At 32.3% G+C, this 17,988-nt stretch carries 14 protein-coding genes; 13 read left to right on the top strand and 1 reads right to left on the bottom strand.

Translation table 11 applies throughout. From position 1 onward, the window contains the following. Positions 1-130: 130 nt before the first annotated feature. The 13 genes from leuB (at position 131) to ribB (ending at position 16,642) form a co-directional block, all read left to right on the top strand. Complete coding sequence (gene leuB, locus J3U20_RS07410; protein WP_160542774.1) at positions 131-1,201, top strand: 3-isopropylmalate dehydrogenase; 1,071 nt, start codon at positions 131-133, stop codon at positions 1,199-1,201. A gap of 585 nt (positions 1,202-1,786) precedes the next feature. Further along, entirely contained in the window at positions 1,787-3,613 is a 1,827-nt protein-coding gene (ilvD, locus tag J3U20_RS07405) for a dihydroxy-acid dehydratase (RefSeq protein ID WP_160542776.1), read from the top strand. Between the two features lie 29 nt (positions 3,614-3,642). Beyond that, complete coding sequence (ilvB, locus tag J3U20_RS07400) at positions 3,643-5,349, top strand: biosynthetic-type acetolactate synthase large subunit (RefSeq protein WP_160542778.1); 1,707 nt, start codon at positions 3,643-3,645, stop codon at positions 5,347-5,349. A gap of 9 nt (positions 5,350-5,358) precedes the next feature. Further along, complete coding sequence (locus J3U20_RS07395; RefSeq protein WP_160542780.1) at positions 5,359-6,030, top strand: class I SAM-dependent methyltransferase; 672 nt, start codon at positions 5,359-5,361, stop codon at positions 6,028-6,030. A gap of 8 nt (positions 6,031-6,038) precedes the next feature. Beyond that, entirely contained in the window at positions 6,039-6,593 is a 555-nt protein-coding gene (ilvN, locus tag J3U20_RS07390) for an acetolactate synthase small subunit (protein WP_105297163.1), read from the top strand. Between the two features lie 13 nt (positions 6,594-6,606). Beyond that, positions 6,607-7,653 carry a ketol-acid reductoisomerase gene (gene ilvC / locus J3U20_RS07385; RefSeq protein ID WP_105297162.1) on the top strand — a complete coding sequence of 349 codons (1,047 nt, stop codon included), beginning with the start codon at positions 6,607-6,609 and terminating at the stop codon, positions 7,651-7,653. Positions 7,654-7,982: 329 nt separating this feature from the next. Then, positions 7,983-9,491, top strand: coding sequence for a glutamate--tRNA ligase (gene gltX / locus J3U20_RS07380; protein WP_160542782.1), 1,509 nt, complete (start codon positions 7,983-7,985; stop codon positions 9,489-9,491). An 11-nt stretch (positions 9,492-9,502) separates the two neighbouring features. Then, the gene (rpiB, locus tag J3U20_RS07375; RefSeq protein WP_105297159.1) at positions 9,503-9,934 is read left to right on the top strand and encodes a ribose 5-phosphate isomerase B; all 432 of its coding nucleotides are present in this window, start codon (positions 9,503-9,505) and stop codon (positions 9,932-9,934) included. A 109-nt stretch (positions 9,935-10,043) separates the two neighbouring features. After that, positions 10,044-10,775, top strand: coding sequence for a Bax inhibitor-1/YccA family protein (locus J3U20_RS07370; RefSeq protein WP_160542784.1), 732 nt, complete (start codon positions 10,044-10,046; stop codon positions 10,773-10,775). 150 nt (positions 10,776-10,925) lie between these two features. Continuing rightward, complete coding sequence (locus J3U20_RS07365; RefSeq protein WP_160542786.1) at positions 10,926-13,406, top strand: FtsK/SpoIIIE family DNA translocase; 2,481 nt, start codon at positions 10,926-10,928, stop codon at positions 13,404-13,406. 18 nt (positions 13,407-13,424) lie between these two features. Further along, positions 13,425-14,048 carry a LolA family protein gene (locus J3U20_RS07360; RefSeq protein ID WP_160542787.1) on the top strand — a complete coding sequence of 208 codons (624 nt, stop codon included), beginning with the start codon at positions 13,425-13,427 and terminating at the stop codon, positions 14,046-14,048. A 3-nt stretch (positions 14,049-14,051) separates the two neighbouring features. Next, positions 14,052-15,515 carry an LptF/LptG family permease gene (locus tag J3U20_RS07355; RefSeq protein ID WP_160542789.1) on the top strand — a complete coding sequence of 488 codons (1,464 nt, stop codon included), beginning with the start codon at positions 14,052-14,054 and terminating at the stop codon, positions 15,513-15,515. 2 nt (positions 15,516-15,517) lie between these two features. Then, a complete protein-coding gene (gene ribB / locus J3U20_RS07350; RefSeq protein ID WP_160542835.1) occupies positions 15,518-16,642 on the top strand; it encodes a 3,4-dihydroxy-2-butanone-4-phosphate synthase in 1,125 nt (374 codons plus the stop codon). Positions 16,643-16,689: 47 nt separating this feature from the next. On the opposite strand, the gene J3U20_RS07345 is transcribed toward ribB, so the two are convergent. Beyond that, complete coding sequence (locus J3U20_RS07345) at positions 16,690-17,757, bottom strand: helix-hairpin-helix domain-containing protein (protein WP_160542791.1); 1,068 nt, start codon at positions 17,755-17,757, stop codon at positions 16,690-16,692. Between the last annotated feature and the right edge of the window lie 231 nt (positions 17,758-17,988).

The following is a 17,988-nucleotide window of genomic DNA, read 5'->3' as shown; positions in this document are numbered from 1 at the left end:
GAAATTATTTCCAAACTAAAATGTACTAACGCTTTAAATTCAGGTATGATGAAAACTTTTTAATCCTAAACCGGTATAAGGATTAAAAAAGCATAACAAATAAAGAATATAAATATAAAGAATATACAAAATGAAATTAAATATAGCCGTATTACCCGGAGACGGGATAGGCCCTGAAATCATAGCTCAAGCCTTAGAAGTAACTAAAGCTATATGCACAAAATTTAATCATGAGCTTACTTTTAAAGAAGCTTTAGTTGGAGCAATAGCTATAGACAAAACCGGAAATCCATATCCGCAGGAAACCCATGATTTATGTATGGATTCAGATGCCGTCTTATTTGGAGCTATCGGAGACCCTAAATATGACAACAATCCATCTGCTAAAGTTCGTCCGGAACAAGGTCTATTAAAAATGAGAAAAGAGCTAGGGTTATACGCAAACCTTCGTCCTATAAATACCTTTCCATCCTTACTACATAAATCTCCGCTTCGTCCTGATCTTGTTGACGGTGCAGATTTTATGTGCGTAAGAGAATTAACCGGAGGTTTATATTTTGGTCGTCCTCAAGGAAGAAGTGAAGATGGTAATACCGCTTACGACACTTGTGTATATACCAGAGAAGAAATTGAAAGAATTGTTAGGCTAGCTTATAAACTTGCAGGACAAAGAAATAAAAAACTGACTATAGTTGATAAAGCAAATGTACTTTGCTCTTCTCGTTTATGGAGACAGGTATCTCAAGAGATTGAAAAAGAATTTCCCGATATCGAAACTGAATATATGTTTGTTGATAATGCTGCCATGCAAATTATTCAATGGCCTAAGCGTTTTGATGTTTTAGTTACAGAAAATCTTTTCGGAGATATACTCACCGATGAAGCTTCCGTTATAACCGGATCTTTAGGAATGTTACCTTCTGCCTCAATCGGTATTCATACTTCCGTTTTTGAACCCATACATGGTTCCTACCCGCAAGCTGCCGGAAAAAATATAGCAAATCCACTAGCTACCATACTTTCTGCGGCATTAATGTTTGAATATGCTTTTGATTTAAAAGAAGAAGGAGCACTAATCAGAAAAGCGGTGGACGCTTCAATGGAACAAAAAATAGTTACCGAGGACATCGCATTCGATGGTAAAGCTTATTCAACTTCTGAAGTTGGTAATTGGATTGTAGAATATATTAAAAATTCATAGTTTAGTTAATAAAAGGGCTTTCATATAATGAAGTCCTTTTATTTCTTATTTGATTTATAAAACTTTAAAATCTAGTTATAACCAAAAGAAATTCTACTTTAAAGAATAACTGTCTTTTTCAATTAATAAATTATCTGTTTACCTTACTAATTAGATAAATAAAATTATTTAGGTTACTTGTTTTTTAATTAATTATTATAAAAAGATTCATAAATTTCAGAGTATATCCAAAATACAAAAAAAATCACCATTGAATAAATCAATACAATATAAATAGCAAACTTTAATTTATATTTTTAACATTAAATTTTAATTTAATTTCATCAAATATTATTTTATTTACAAATAATATTTGGACATAACAAAAAACAATCTTAATTTTGTCCCATTATTATAAAATTTATACTTAAAACCAATGTATCAACATAACTACATACTATTACTTCTTCTCGTTCTGGTCAATATGTATTAATCAGAGAAAGGGATATACGTAAAATCAATTGTAGTTATTAAAAATATTCATAAGCCCTTTCTCTTATTAAGGAAAGGGCTTAAATTTTATAAAAAATAAAATAAACTAAAAAAATGAAATACCAGTTAAGAAGTCACACCAGTACACATGGTCGAAGAATGGCTGGAGCCCGAGCTCTATGGAGAGCTAACGGTATGCGCGAGGAACAAATGGGGAAGCCTTTAATCGCAATTGTCAATTCATTTACTCAATTTGTACCCGGACACGTGCACTTGCATCAGATAGGTCAATTTGTAAAATCAGAAATAGAAGCTTTAGGCTGTTTTGCTGCCGAATTCAATACCATTGCCATAGACGACGGAATAGCCATGGGACACGATGGAATGCTATATTCTCTTCCTTCCAGGGATTTAATTGCCGATAGTGTTGAATATATGGTAAATGCGCATAAAGCAGATGCCATGATTTGCATAAGTAACTGTGATAAAATTACTCCGGGTATGCTTATGGCCTCCATGCGCCTCAACATACCGACTATATTTGTTTCCGGAGGTCCTATGGAAGCCGGAGAATTAAATAATCAACATTTAGATTTAATAGATGCTATGATTAAATCTGCAGACTCAACGGTTTCAGATAAAGAAGTGAATGCCATTGAACGATCTGCCTGTCCAACTTGCGGATCATGTTCCGGTATGTTTACGGCTAATTCCATGAATTGTTTAAACGAAGCAATTGGATTAGCACTTCCCGGAAATGGAACTATAGTGGCCACTCACGCAAACAGAAAAAAATTATTTAAGGATGCAGCTGCCCTAATTGTTAAAAACGCTTATAAATATTATCAAGAGGGAGACGAATCGGTTTTACCTAGAAATATTGCAACGAAACAAGCTTTTTTAAATTCAATGGCGCTAGATATAGCAATGGGAGGTTCTACAAACACTATCCTTCATTTATTAGCTATTGCCAATGAAGCTGAAGTAGATTTCACTATGGACGATATTGATGCATTATCAAGAAAAACGCCATGTCTTTGTAAAGTTGCTCCTAATACAACAAAATATCATATACAAGACGTAAATAGAGCGGGAGGAATTATAGGTATTTTAGGAGAATTGGCTAAAGCTGATTTAATAGATACATCTACCCACCGTATCGATGGTTATACTTTAAAAGAAGCAATAGATATATACGATATTACTAAACCAAACCCTACTCAAGAAGCATTGGATTTATACCAATCGGCACCGGGGAATAAATTTAACTTAGTAATGGGATCACAAAATTCAACCTATTCTACTCTGGATATCGATCGTTCCGAAGGATGTATTCGAGATTGGAATCATGCCTATACTAAGGATGGTGGTTTAGCAATATTGAAAGGAAATATTGCCCTGAACGGCTGTGTTGTTAAAACCGCAGGTGTTGACGAAAGTATATTTAAGTTTACAGGAACTGCTAAAGTATTTCAATCTCAAGATGCCGCTTGTGAGGGTATTTTATCGGGAAAAGTTCAATCGGGTGATGTAGTAATTATTACTTATGAAGGACCTAAAGGAGGACCCGGCATGCAAGAAATGCTCTATCCTACTTCATACATAAAATCTAAGCACTTAGGAAAAGAATGCGCCTTAATTACAGATGGTAGATTTTCGGGAGGAACTTCAGGTTTATCTATAGGGCACGTTTCTCCCGAAGCTGCAGCCGGAGGAGCCATTGGTTTGGTTGAAGATGGAGACATCATTGAAATCGATATTCCTAATCGAACCATTAATGTTAAAATATCCGATGAAGAATTGAAATTCCGAAGGGAACAAGAAATTTCCAAAGGATCAAATGCATTTAAACCGCAAAGAGATCGAAAAATTTCAAAAGCTTTAAAGGCTTATGCTAGTATGGTTAGCTCTGCTGATTTAGGGGCAGTAAGAATAATATAATAAATGACTAAACAATAAGAATAAAGACTATGAATACTAATATTTCAGGAAGTGAGGCTTTAATACAATCCTTACTTAAAGAAGGGGTAGATACCATATTCGGATATCCGGGAGGCGCTATTATGCCGGTATTCGATGCTTTATACGATTATAAAGATAAAATCAATCATATTCTTGTACGTCATGAACAGGCGGCGGCACATGCTGCACAAGGCTATGCCCGTGCCAAAGGAAAACCCGGAATCGTTTTGGTAACTTCTGGTCCGGGTGCCACTAACACAGTAACAGGGATAGCAGATGCCATGATTGACAGTACTCCCCTGGTAGTAATTTCGGGACAAGTGTTTTCCGGTTTACTGGGAAGTGATGCTTTTCAAGAAGCTGATGTGGTAGGAATAACCAAGCCGATCAGTAAATGGACGTATCAGATACGAAATGCAGAAGATATTCCCTGGGCTGTAGCCAGAGCTTTTTATATAGCCAGTAATGGTCGTAAAGGTCCGGTAGTTTTAGACATAACCAAAGATGCTTTGCAAGGACAAATCGAATATGCCCCTGCAAAAATCAATTTTATAAGAAGTTATCAACCCATTCCGGATTTAAAACCGGAAGAAATCCGTGAAGCAGCCAAACTTATCAATGAAGCTAAAAAACCGTTGGCGTTAATCGGTCAAGGAGTTATCTTAAGCGGAGCGGAAGAAGAACTTAAAAAGTTTTTGGAAAAAGCTGATATTCCCGCCGCATCCACGATGTTAGGTTTATCGGCCATTCCTACTGACCACCCTTTAAATGTGGGACTTTTAGGTATGCATGGTAATGTAGCCCCAAATGTGAAAACTAATGAATGTGATGTTTTAATAGCTATAGGTATGCGATTTGATGATCGGGTAACCGGTGATTTAAAAACGTATGCTAAACAGGCAAAAATTATTCATTTTGATATTGATCCTTCCGAAATTGATAAAAACGTAAAAACTCATGTAAAAGTTTTAGGTGATGCAAAAGCAACTTTAGCAGAGGTAACCCAATTAGTTAACGAAAATAAGCACACCGAATGGTTAGACAGTTTTAAAGAATATTACGAGAAAGAATACGATGCTGTAATTGAAAAAGAATTGTATCCTGAATCCGGAAGCTTAAAAATGGGAGAAGTCGTAAGAAAAGTATCTGAAGCTACCCATCATGAAGGTATTTTAGTTACCGATGTTGGACAAAACCAAATGATGGGCGTTCGATATTTTAAATATAAACAAAGCCGAAGTGTTATTACTTCCGGAGGACTTGGTACTATGGGATTTGGTTTGCCGGCTGCCATTGGAGCAAAAATTGGTGCTCCTGATCGAACCGTTTGTTTATTTGTGGGCGATGGCGGAATTCAAATGACAATTCAAGAATTGGGAACAATCATGCAATATGACATTGATGTAAAAATTATCATATTAAACAACCATTTTCTAGGTATGGTGCGTCAATGGCAAGAATTGTTTTTTGACAAAAGATACTCTGAAACTCTTATGAAAAATCCAAATTTTGAAGCTATTGCAAAGGCCTACAATATTAAATCTAAAACCATAAGTAAAAGAGAAGAGTTGGATCAGGCAATTGAAGAAATGATTAATCATAAGGGATCTTACTTGTTAGATGTTCAGGTTGAAATTCAGGGTATGGTATATCCGATGATTCCGGCCGGTTCGTGTGTTACTAACATTTTATTAGGAGAAACTAACCAAATATAAATCTATGTTATGGAAACTATTGAAACTCAATTTAACTCTGTCGCCCAACAATACGATAAACAGCGAAGAAAATTAATTCCCTGTTTTCAAGATTTTTATAAAATAGCGGTTGAAAATATAAACCTTTCATCATCTTCTCCTAAAATTTTAGATTTAGGGGCCGGTACCGGATTATTATCCGAATTTGTTCTTCAAAAATATCCAAATGCTCAAATTACTTTGGTTGATCTGTCAGAAAAAATGTTAGAAGTTGCTAAAAATAGGTTTGAAACTAATACCTCTATCCATATAATTCGACAAGATTTTACCACATATACATCGACACAACCATTTGATGCCGTCGTGTCCTCATTGGCTATTCATCACTTGGAAGACTCGGATAAAATTAAACTTTATAATTCCATTTTTTCTTATCTTAAAGAGGAGGGCACATTTATAAATGCAGAGCAAGTTTGCGGTGAAGATGATTATTTTTCAAAATTTTATGATACCCGTTGGAGATATCAAATTGAAAATAGCGGACTTACCGCTGATGAAATTAATGCTTCGTATGAAAGAATTAAATTAGACAAAAGAAGTCCCATACTTGCCCAATTAAAATGGCTGAAAGATGCGGGTTTTAAACATGTTGATTGTCTTTATAAATATTATGACTTTGCTGTTTTATATGCTAAAAAGTAGAAATAACCATGAAAAATAAAACGTTATATACTGTAACTATATTTTCTGAAAACACTGTAGGACTTTTAGGTCAAGTAACCAGTGTTTTTACCAGAAGATTTTTAAATATTGAAACTTTATCGGTATCGCCGTCAGCTATTGAAGGCATACATAAATTTACCATAACGGTACTTTGTGATAAAGAAATGATTGAAAAAGTAGTAAAACAAATCGACAAATGCGTGGATGTGTTGAAATCTTACTATAATACCGACGATGAATTAATTCATCAGGAAATTGCTTTGTATAAATTACCCACTCCTGAATTTTTAAAAATTGGTTCGGTGGAAAATTTAATTAGAAAATATAATGCTCAGATACTTGAAATTAACGAGATTTGTGTTGTCATTCAAAAAACAGGGCATTACACCGATACGCAAGCTTTGTTTCAAGAATTGAGTGAAAATATTAAAGTATTGCAATTTATTCGTTCTGGAAGAATAGCTGTAAATACTTCAAAAATAGAACGCTTAAGTGATATGTTAAGTGAATTAAAAATAAAAGAATCTTTAATAAAAAATTAAAAATACTAACAAAATGGCACAAATGAATTTTGGTGGAGTAATTGAAAATGTAATTACTCGTGATGAGTTTCCTTTAGAAAAAGCTAGGGAAACATTAAAAGATGAAACCATTGCTGTTATTGGATATGGAGTACAAGGTCCCGGACAAGCATTAAATTTAAGAGATAACGGCTTCAATGTAATCGTTGGACAACGTAAAGGAGGTAAAACCTGGGATAAGGCTATTGCAGACGGTTGGGTTCCGGGTGAAACTTTATTTGATATAGAAGAAGCAGCATCAAAAGGAACTATTATTCAATATTTATTGTCAGATGCCGCACAAATTGAGGTTTGGCCTAAATTAAAACCTCACTTAACTGCCGGTAAAGCTTTATATTTTTCTCATGGTTTCGGTATTACTTTTAACGACCGCACCGGAATTATACCTCCTAAAGATATTGATGTAATTTTAGTTGCACCTAAAGGATCAGGAACCAGCCTTAGACGTATGTTCTTAGAAGGAAGAGGGTTAAACTCCAGTTATGCAATTTTCCAGGATGCTACCGGTAAAGCTAAAGACAGAACTATCGCTTTAGGTATTGGTGTTGGTTCAGGATATTTATTTGAAACTGACTTTAAACGTGAAGTTTATTCTGATCTAACTGGGGAAAGAGGTACTTTAATGGGGGCTATTCAAGGAATTTTATTAGCTCAATATGAAGTGTTACGTGAAAACGGACATACTCCATCTGAAGCTTTCAATGAAACAGTAGAAGAACTTACACAATCTTTAATGCCTCTTTTTGCTGAAAAAGGTATGGACTGGATGTATGCAAACTGTTCTACTACTGCACAAAGAGGTGCATTAGATTGGATGACTCCTTTTCATGATGCCACTAAACCTGTATTTGCTAAATTATATGCAGAAGTAGCTTCAGGAAATGAAGCACAAAGATCAATCGACACCAACTCTAAGCCTGACTATCGCGAAAAATTGGAAGAAGAACTTAAAGCTCTTCGTGAAAGCGAAATGTGGAAGGCCGGAGCTGTTGTTAGAGAATTACGACCGGAAAATAACTAATTAATAAAATTTAAAAAGGAATATATAAAGTAATATATTCCTTTTTTTATTTTCTATTTTTTCAAAATTACATTTAAATTTATAACTAATAATCTTCAACATTTCTAACTTAAGGTGTTATTAAGTTAGCCGTTAATTAAATGTAAATGTATAGGATAATACTATAATTATATATGTTCTTATATACTATGTTAAGATAAAAGATTTTATTCAAATTATACTTTATTTTAATTATTATAAAAACAAAATAAAAGATTTGTAAATTAAACGTTTAAATAATTATCAAATATCTATTTTCTTTGTTACTTTTGCGTAGAAAAATATAGAAAATGTCAGAAATCAGAGTTCGATTTGCACCCAGTCCTACCGGATATTTACATATTGGAGGAGTAAGAACCGCTTTATATAATTATCTCTTTGCAAAAAAAAATAAGGGAAAATTTATCTTGCGTATTGAAGATACCGATCAAAACCGCTATGTTGAAGATGCCGAAAAATACATAAGTGAATCGTTGAAATGGTGTGACTTAGAATTGGATGAAAGTCCGGAAAAAGGAGGGCCCTATGCTCCATATAAACAATCTGAAAGAAAAGACATCTATAAAAAATATATCGAAGAAATACTTAAAACAGATTTCGCTTACCTGGCTTTTGACACGCCGGAAGAATTAGAAAAGTTACGAAAAGAGTATGAGGAACAAGGCAAAGTATTTTCTTACAACCATGAAATCAGAAATCAACTCAATAATAGCCTCTCTCTATCGCCCGATGAAGTCCAAAAAAAATTAAATGAGGGAGTTCCTTATGTGATCCGATTTAAAATCCCGCCACACAGAACTTTGGTTTTAAAAGATATTATTCGAGGCAACTTTTCTATCGATACATCTATTTTAGATGATAAAGTTTTAGTTAAGACTGACGGAATGCCTACCTATCATTTTGCCAATATAGTAGATGACCATACCATGGAAATTACCCATGTGATAAGAGGAGAAGAATGGCTTCCTTCCCTCGCCTTACATGTATTGCTCTATGAAGCACTGGGATGGAAATCACCGGAATTTGCCCATTTGCCTTTGATTTTAAAACCGGAAGGTAAGGGTAAATTGAGCAAACGAGATGGGGATAAATACGGATTTCCTGTATTTCCTCTTGCTTGGAAAAACGAAAAAGAAGGTACTTCCTCCATCGGATACAGAGAAGAAGGTTACCTGCCTGAAGCCTTTATAAATATGTTGGCATTATTAGGATGGTCACCTTCTAATGACAAGGAAATACTATCTCTGAACGAAATGATCCAAGAGTTTGAATTGGAAAAAGTCCATAAAGCAGGAGCTCGTTTCAATCCTGATAAAGCAAAATGGTTTAATCATGAATATATTATTAAATCCAAAGCCTCTGACTTACTCCCTGAATTTCAAAAAATTTTGAAAGAAAAAGGTATTAAGACAGAAGACACTAAAGATATTCGAATCATCGAACTATTAAAAGAAAGAGTTAATTTTGTAAAAGAAATATGGGAAGTAGGTTCTTTTTTCTGGATTACGCCTTCAACTTACCAAGAAAAAAGTTATAAAAAGGTTGTCAAAGACGATACTAAAGCAATACTTACTCAATTAATTTCTAATCTCGAGTCTGTTTCTTTCACCGAAAAAGAATTACATGACAAGATTCATAAATTTGTGGAAAACTCAGGATTGGGATTTGGAAAAGTAATGCAACCCTTACGTTTGGCTCTAGTTGGTGATCTTAAAGGACCGGATATTCCGGTTATTATGGAAATAATAGGAAAAACAGAAAGCTTACAACGTTTAAAAAATTTAGAATCAAAAATTTAAAATAATAGGTCATGAAAATCGCATTAGCTTCAGATCATGCAGGATTTGAATATAAAAATTATATATTTAAATATCTCACTGAAAAAGGAAACCAGGTACATGATTTTGGAACCTATTCGGGAGAAAGTGTAGACTATCCGGATTTTGTACATCCTTTAGCTATTGCTGTTGAGAAAAATGAATTTGATTTCGGCATACTTTTCTGTGGCAGCGGCGAAGGGGTATCCATAACCGCAAATAAACATTCCGGAATACGTTGTGCCCTTTGTTGGCAAACAGATATTGCCCGTTTAGCCAGACAACATAACAATGCGAATGTGCTTTCCATTCCTGCGCGTTTCATTGCCAAAGAATTAGCTCAGGATATAATTGATACTTTTTTATCCACTCAATTTGAAGGGGGAAGACATCAAATGCGTGTAGATAAGATATCCAAATGGTAAAGCGAATTTTATAAATATGACAAAATTTCATAAATAATTTTTGGAATAGATATTGACTTTTTATGTAATACAAAATATTGTATATTTGAAATAATAAATAACTAAGCAAATGGATTATAAAGATTACGGAAACACTCTTGAACCATCGTTTCAAAAAAATGCCATAGCTAAACAGCAAGCTACATTTATATCTAAAGTATATATGTGGATGAGCTTGGCTTTATTTATAAGTGGTTTTACTGCTTATTTCACAGCAAATTCTCCGGGATTATTAAGCTTAATGTTTGGTACTACCGGCCCTACTTTCTTATATTATGCTTTAATTTTAGGCGAATTAGGATTAGTATTTGCTTTAAGCGGAGCAATCCATAAAATGACTTTAGGATTAGCATCGGCAGTCTTTTTGTTTTATTCTTTTTTAAACGGAATGACTTTGGCTATGATTTTCTTGGCTTATACCTTTTCATCTATAGCTACCACATTTTTTATTACTGCCGGTACATTTGCTATAATGAGTTTATATGGTTATTTTACCAAAACAGATCTTACAAAATTTGGAAGAATTCTATTCATGGCTTTACTAGGTGTACTATTAGCCATAGTTGTCAATATTTTCTTAAATAACTCCATGTTGGATTTAATTATTTCAGTAGTTGGAGTTTTAATATTTGTGGGATTAATTGCTTATGATACTCAAACTCTGAAAAATATAGGATCACAAATAAACTCTGAAGATGGAGAAAGTTATTCTAAAATTGCGATTCAAGGTGCCTTGTCTCTCTATTTAGATTTTATTAACCTTTTCTTATTTTTACTTAGATTTCTTGGTTCAAGAAGATAAATTTACTTTTTGAAAACGTCAAAATAGTTTAATAGGTGAATAAAGTTTTTATTCACCTATTTATATATAATAAAATACCATTATTAAAACAAAATATAAATCTAATAGAAACTATAAAATTTGTAATTTTAAATTTATTTATAAATAAATATGGAGAACAATCCACAAGATAATAAAAATAATAAAAAAAAGCCCTTATTAAAAACAATCCTTGGTTTAGTTTTATTTAGCTTTTCCATCATCTTATTTATTTCATTCCTCTCATTTTACTTTAATTGGAAAGAAGATCAAAGCCAATTAACTTCTTATCTAAATAAAAATGTTACAGCGCAAAATATAATCGGTAAAACAGGCGCTTACTTAGGGGAAATATTTATTTTTGATGGTGTAGGAGTTATTGCATTTTTTATTCCGTTCTTCTTATTTATTTTATCTTTTAAAGTATTATTTAATAAAGAAATTCTAAAAATATGGAAACTTCTCTCTCATGGAATTTTCTTTATTATTTGGACCCCTATATTTCTAGCTATGATTTTCGGATCTAAATGGTTGCTTTCCGGTTTGATAGGCTATGAAGTATATGACTATTTAAAATCATTATTGGGCAGTGTGGGTACAGGTATTATATTGTTGCTGACCCTGTCAATATATTTTATCCTTGAATTTAATTTGAGCGTGGATCATGTAAAATCTAAATTGCATTCAACACCTTCTTTCAAACCGTCTAAAAAAGAAAAAGAAGAGGATGTTTTAAAAGAACCTTTTGAAGAAGACCAAATTTATGAGAAAATAAAAGAGCCTAAAACCGTTCAATCTGAAACTGTTATCTCAAAAGTTCCAACAAAAAATGAAATTCAAGAAGAAAATTTAACAGGTATACAACAAGCCGAATCACTAATAGAAGAGGAAAGTAATCCTATAAATTTATCCAATACCAATATATCGGTAGAAGAATCTTCCCATCCTGACACAACCACTCATTCTACAGAATTAGAAATTGATATTCCTACTACAGAAGAAACGGTTGAAGATGATATTTCGCTGACTATAGAAGAAACTAAAAAAGAAGAAATTTTATCTGAAAATGAGCCTAATAAAAATATTTATGACCAATTCGGACCTTATGATCCTAAATTAGATTTACCTAAATATAAATACCCTACTCTTGATCTTTTAACTAATTATAATACGAATAATAACATTACGATAAACAGTGAAGAGTTAGAAGAAAATAAAAATAAAATTGTAACAACACTTGCAAATTATGGCATTGGAATTTCAAGTATCAAAGCAACGGTCGGTCCAACAGTAACTTTATATGAAATTATTCCTGAAGCAGGTATCCGTATTTCCAAAATTAAAAATTTGGAAGATGATATAGCCCTTAGTCTTGCAGCTTTAGGAATTCGTATTATTGCTCCGATACCCGGAAAAGGAACTATCGGTATTGAAGTACCCAATAGTACCGCAACGATGGTTTCCATGCGTTCGGTTATCGCTTCACAAAAATTTCAAAAAATCGATATGGAATTACCAATTGTTTTTGGAAAAACCATATCTAATGAAACTTTCGTTACAGATTTAGCTAAAATGCCTCACATGCTCATGGCCGGGGCTACAGGACAGGGAAAATCGGTGGGATTAAACGCCATTATAACTTCTCTGTTATACAAAAAACATCCTAGCGAATTAAAATTCGTGTTTGTAGACCCTAAAAAGGTGGAACTTACCTTATACAACAAAATTGAACGTCATTTTCTTGCAAAATTACCGGATACGGATGAAGCCATTATTACCGATACGACTAAAGTGATTAATACTTTGAATTCACTTTGTGTGGAAATGGATAATCGTTACAAGCTTCTCCAATCAGCTTATGTAAGAACCATCAAAGAATATAACCAAAAATTTAAGGAACGTAAATTAAATCCTGAAAAAGGTCATCGATTCTTACCGTATATTGTTTTGGTTATTGATGAATTTGCTGATTTAATTATGACCGCCGGAAAAGAAGTAGAGCTTCCTATCGCCAGATTAGCTCAGTTGGCCAGAGCCATAGGAATTCATCTTATTATAGCTACACAAAGGCCTTCCGTAAATGTTATTACCGGAATGATTAAAGCCAACTTCCCCGCTCGTGTTGCATTTCGCGTAACTTCAAAAATAGATTCAAGAACTATTTTAGATGGAAATGGAGCCGATCAATTAATCGGGAAAGGAGATATGTTGTTTACTACCGGTAATGAGTTGATACGTATGCAATGTGCCTTTGTTGATACACCCGAGGTTGATAAAATAACGGAATATATTGGTTCTCAACAAGGATATCCTGATGCTTATTTATTGCCGGAATTTTATGAAGAAAATTCAAGTGTAAGCTCAAACGATGCGGTTGAAGCAAAAAGAGATGAGCTTTTTAATGATGCTGCTCGAGTAATTGTAACCGCTCAACAAGGATCCACCTCTTTGATTCAACGTAAATTATCATTGGGTTATAATAGAGCCGGAAGAATTATGGACCAACTTGAAGCGTTCGGCATTGTCGGGGCTTTCGAAGGAAGTAAGGCACGTAAAGTTCTGGTTACCGACCTGGTTAGTTTGGAACAATTATTGGAAAATTTAAACCCCTAAAAAACATTACCTAATAATATGAAAAAGATATTTGCATTCTTATTTATTTGTTCTTCATTTTTAATATGGGCTCAAAAAATTGATCCGGAAGCAAAAAGACTTTTAGATACAGCTAGTGCGAAACTCAGCCAAAATTCAACATTTTACGTAAAATTCAATTATTTATATTCTATACCCGGACAAAAAAGTATATCTGAAATTGGACAGGTTTATGCCGCTAAAGAAAAGTATCATTTAATTCTGCCCAGTATTACCCAAATTTATGACGGAAATAAGATTTACACTATTTCTAAGGAAGATAAAGAAATCACTTCTTCTGATAAAGAAGACGGTGAAAGCCTATCTCCTACCAATATTTTAAGTCTTTATAAAAGCGGTTTTAATATTACTTTTGAAGGAAATACAACTATTAATAATGTTAAATGTTCCGTTATTAAATTGGTTCCTATTGATACCAAAAAATCAAAATCTATACTTCTTGCTCTTTCTAATAATAAGATCATAAGAGTATCTGAAAATTATAACGACGGAAGTTCTTTAATTTTAATGATCATTGATTTTAAAGAAAATTTAATTGTAAATAAATCTTTACTTACATTTGATAAAAATAACTATAAAGATTACACACTAACAGAGTTATAAAAGATGATTAAAAAGTTAGACTGGTATATTATCCGCACTTTTTTTGGTCCTTTTTTATTTATATTTAGCGTTTTAATGTTCATCTTTGTAGTTCAGTTTGCCTTTAACCAAATGGATAAATTTTTAGGTAAAGGACTGAACTTATGGGACATATCTAAATTATTATATTATCTGGGCTTGGATGTGATTCGTCTCGTTTTACCTTTAACTATCTTGTTGTCATCAATTATGACATTTGGTGGTTTCGGAGAGCGATATGAACTAGCTGCAATGAAATCAGCTGGAATTTCATTAGCCCGAATAATGTATCCTCTTTTTAGTCTTGTAGTCTTACTGGCCATCTGGTTATTTTATTTCTGTAACACCACACTTCCCGAAAACCAACGAAGAGCGCGTAATATGCTCATCAATATTGCACAAACAAGACCTGCCCTGAATTTTGAAGAAGGACGATTTATTAAAGAAATGAATCCTTTAAGCATTAAAATTGGCAGGAAAAGTGGTGAAAATGATAGTGAATGGGATCAAGTATTTATTCATAAAAATGCTTCTCCTTTTGAAGATCAACAAACCATTATAGCAGATAAAGGAAATATAATTTCCAAAGATAACCATTACTTAAAAATTGAATTATATAATGGATATATATATCAAGATAACATTAAAGGTAAGAATTTAAATGAACTAAAAAAACAACCGGGTAATTCTATTAAGTTTGACACCTTAACACAATATTACGATATTTCGGATATAATTAAAAAGTCATTAGATAAACAATCCGAAGGGGATAATTTTAGATATAAATCAGTATCCGAATTAAGCACTTATATAGATTCCATCAAAACTTCCAATACTGTGTACTTTAAAGGGCTTGGAGAAAATGGCATGAAGCTTTTATTAGGGGAAACAAACTCATTGGATTCCCTAGATTATAGTCATTATAATGAAGATTTTCCGTTTGAATGGTCCAACTTAGATGAAAACACTAAATATAATTTAGTTAAAGCCGCCATAAATCAGGTTACTCTTTCTAAGTATGAATTAGGTTCAAAAGCCACCGAAATGAAAGCGGTAGAAAAATTTATAGCTAAAATGATTTTATGGCAGCAAAAAAATATCATTTCATATTCCGTTACCTGTATTGTATTTTTCTTGATAGGAGCTCCGCTAGGATCAATCATTAGAAAAGGGGGAGTCGGTTTACCTGTAGTTGTTGCCATAATAATATTTATCATTTTTTATATTTTAGGGCTTTATATGGAAAATTTAGCAAAAAATCAGGTGATCGACGCCTATTGGGCTTCTTGGATTCCTAATGCAATATTTCTACCTGTTGGAATTTTTCTAACTATAAAATCCATGAGAGATTCTGAACTATTTGACGTGGATAATTATTTAAAACCTTTTAAAAGATTTATTAGTAAATTTATCAAACAAAAAAAATTAGAACACAGTAGATACCAATGATTATTACAGACTTAAAAATGAATACCATATCAGAAGCTCTTGAAGAATTAAGACAGGGAAAGGTAATTATAGTTGTTGATGATGAAGATCGTGAAAACGAGGGTGATTTTGTTGCTGCAGCTTCAACTATGACACCTGAAACTATAAATTTTATGACTAAGTACGGAAGGGGTTTGATTTGCACGCCTTTAACTCAAAAAAGAGCTGAAGAACTGGACTTGGAATACATGGTCGGAAAAAATACTGACCCTAAGCAAACGGCTTTCACTGTTTCAGTAGATTTACTTGGACATGGGATTACTACAGGTATTTCCGCTTCTGATCGATCCAAAACCGTTAAAGCTCTTGTCGATGAAAATATCAAGCCAAGTGATTTTGCACGTCCGGGTCATATTTTTCCTTTAGTTGCAAAAAAAGGAGGAGTACTTAAAAGAGACGGACATACTGAAGCTACAGTCGATTTATTACAATTAGCGGGACTTCCTTCTACCGGAGTTTTAGTTGAAATTATGAATGAGGATGGAACAATGGCTCGTTTGCCTCAATTAATGGAAGTTGCTAAGAAATTTGATTTAAAAATTATAACTATTAAAGACTTAATTTCATATCGTCTTAAAAATGATTCTTTGATTGAAAAAATCGACGATGAAATAATCAAAACCTATTATGGTGAATTACGATTTGTAACGTATAAAGATAAAACCAATGATCAAATTCATTTTGCCTTAGTGAAGGGAGAAATTAATGAAGATGAAATCATACCTGTAAAAGTTTGTGCTAATAATATATATTTGGATCTTTTCAAAACCCTTGCTCAAGGAGAAGAAACTATTGTAAATAGAGCTATTAATTTTATTAATGAAGAAGGTAAAGGGGTAATTATTTTTATAAACAATCCTTCCAATACAGATGTAATTGAAAATCATTTGAGCGAACTCAAAAAATACATATCGGGAGAAATAGCTGATTTTGGCATACAATCCGATGAAAGGGATTTAGGAATCGGTGCACAAATAATTAAAAATTTAAGAATAAAAAATATCAATGTCTTAACAACCAATCCTAATAAAAATTTCCCTCTAAGTAGTGGATATGGAATTAAGATTGTAAATGAAATTAAAATTTAAATTTCATTCTCATAAATTATAAATAAAGAAGCTATATAGTAGCTTCTTTATTTAACCAAGTATTGAATTATAAAATGATATTTTGGATCTGATTCGTTAATGACAAGTAAAGGATCTTTCTTCTTATTTCTTGCTTCTATAATTTTATTTTTATACTTCCTTAAATAAATATGCTTGTGTAAATCTTCTTCTGAGGCTGTTTGTAAATTTATTTTAAGAACTTGGAATGGATTTAAGACGAAAGAATCAAAAATTCTTGAGACCATTTCAGAAGTTATATCATAAACATCTTTAATTTGTTCCATCGACACAAAACCACCTAATCCTTTTCTAAAACTCAATATTCTTTTAGTTATGATTTCATTTTCAATTACGGAATTTATATCGTTAAAAGATGCTGTATTAATATCCTTTTTTTCATTGGAAATTTGTAGTACTTTTATATTTGATGCATTTTCAATATTTTGAGAAGGAAGCTTAATGTACGATTCCAATTCATTATATTTTACAGTTGATATCACATAACATTTTTTTAAATCCTCTTTGGATTTGAACTTTCCACCGATAGAATTTTTATATCTTATAATGCTTTCCGCTTGTTTTTCTGAAAAACCTATACGCATCCAATCGTTTACATTATATGTATTCGGGTCAAATGTTAATAACCGATTCTTCTTTACTTTACTAGAATTAGTAGTTGTTTCATTAAAGCCGTTCTCCGGTAATAACAGAAATGGAGATATTTTAGCATACATTTCCTCGGAGATTACATAGCAAGATTTAAGCTGTTCTTTAGAAGTAAATTTACCTCCAAGCATAGCCTTATAGTTAATAATTACCTGTGCTTGTTTTTTAGAGAAACCTAAACTCTGCCATTCTTCTGTATTATAATCAGTTGGATTAAAAGGTTCTATAAATTTATCTTTTTTATCCTTTACCTTAAAATTCTGTTCATTAATTTCTTCAACAAATTGAAAAGGAGTAGCATTATTATTCTCAAATATCGAAGAAATTAAAGCATTCCTATGAATTAATAATTCTAAAATACATATAATTATGAGCAACAAAAGAACACCTATACGTTGCTCTTTTATCATTTTAAGGCGTAAATTCATAAAAGTTAATATAAATATATAATTACAAGAGCTTAATTTTTAAAATGTTACCATTTATTATGGTAACGTAAAAAAATTATATTTTTATATTAAAAAAATGAAATACTATTTCTTTTAAATCGCTGTAAAATAATAACCTAAAATTCAAAATAGTTCATAGTAAGTTAACAATCCCTTTAAAATTGCGAACTCAATGGATACTTTACAAAACTATTATGTGAAAATTTAATT

Source organism: Apibacter sp. B3919 (assembly GCF_026537405.1).
In the GTDB taxonomy this organism is placed as follows: Bacteria; Bacteroidota; Bacteroidia; order Flavobacteriales; family Weeksellaceae; genus Apibacter.
This window is presented reverse-complemented; position numbering and strand designations above follow the sequence as displayed.

Bases quoted from the DNA above. Each gene is read 5' to 3' on its own strand.
- rpiB (WP_105297159.1), top strand. From the start codon at position 9,503: ATGAAAATCGCATTAGCTTCAGATCATGCAGGATTTGAATATAAAAAT.
- J3U20_RS07395 (WP_160542780.1), top strand. From the start codon at position 5,359: ATGGAAACTATTGAAACTCAATTTAACTCTGTCGCCCAACAATACGAT.
- ilvD (WP_160542776.1), top strand. From the start codon at position 1,787: ATGAAATACCAGTTAAGAAGTCACACCAGTACACATGGTCGAAGAATG.
- J3U20_RS07355 (WP_160542789.1), top strand. From the start codon at position 14,052: ATGATTAAAAAGTTAGACTGGTATATTATCCGCACTTTTTTTGGTCCT.
- leuB (WP_160542774.1), top strand. From the start codon at position 131: ATGAAATTAAATATAGCCGTATTACCCGGAGACGGGATAGGCCCTGAA.
- J3U20_RS07345 (WP_160542791.1), bottom strand. From the start codon at position 17,757: ATGAATTTACGCCTTAAAATGATAAAAGAGCAACGTATAGGTGTTCTT.
- ilvC (WP_105297162.1), top strand. From the start codon at position 6,607: ATGGCACAAATGAATTTTGGTGGAGTAATTGAAAATGTAATTACTCGT.
- J3U20_RS07370 (WP_160542784.1), top strand. From the start codon at position 10,044: ATGGATTATAAAGATTACGGAAACACTCTTGAACCATCGTTTCAAAAA.
- J3U20_RS07360 (WP_160542787.1), top strand. From the start codon at position 13,425: ATGAAAAAGATATTTGCATTCTTATTTATTTGTTCTTCATTTTTAATA.
- ilvB (WP_160542778.1), top strand. From the start codon at position 3,643: ATGAATACTAATATTTCAGGAAGTGAGGCTTTAATACAATCCTTACTT.
- ilvN (WP_105297163.1), top strand. From the start codon at position 6,039: ATGAAAAATAAAACGTTATATACTGTAACTATATTTTCTGAAAACACT.
- J3U20_RS07365 (WP_160542786.1), top strand. From the start codon at position 10,926: ATGGAGAACAATCCACAAGATAATAAAAATAATAAAAAAAAGCCCTTA.
- gltX (WP_160542782.1), top strand. From the start codon at position 7,983: ATGTCAGAAATCAGAGTTCGATTTGCACCCAGTCCTACCGGATATTTA.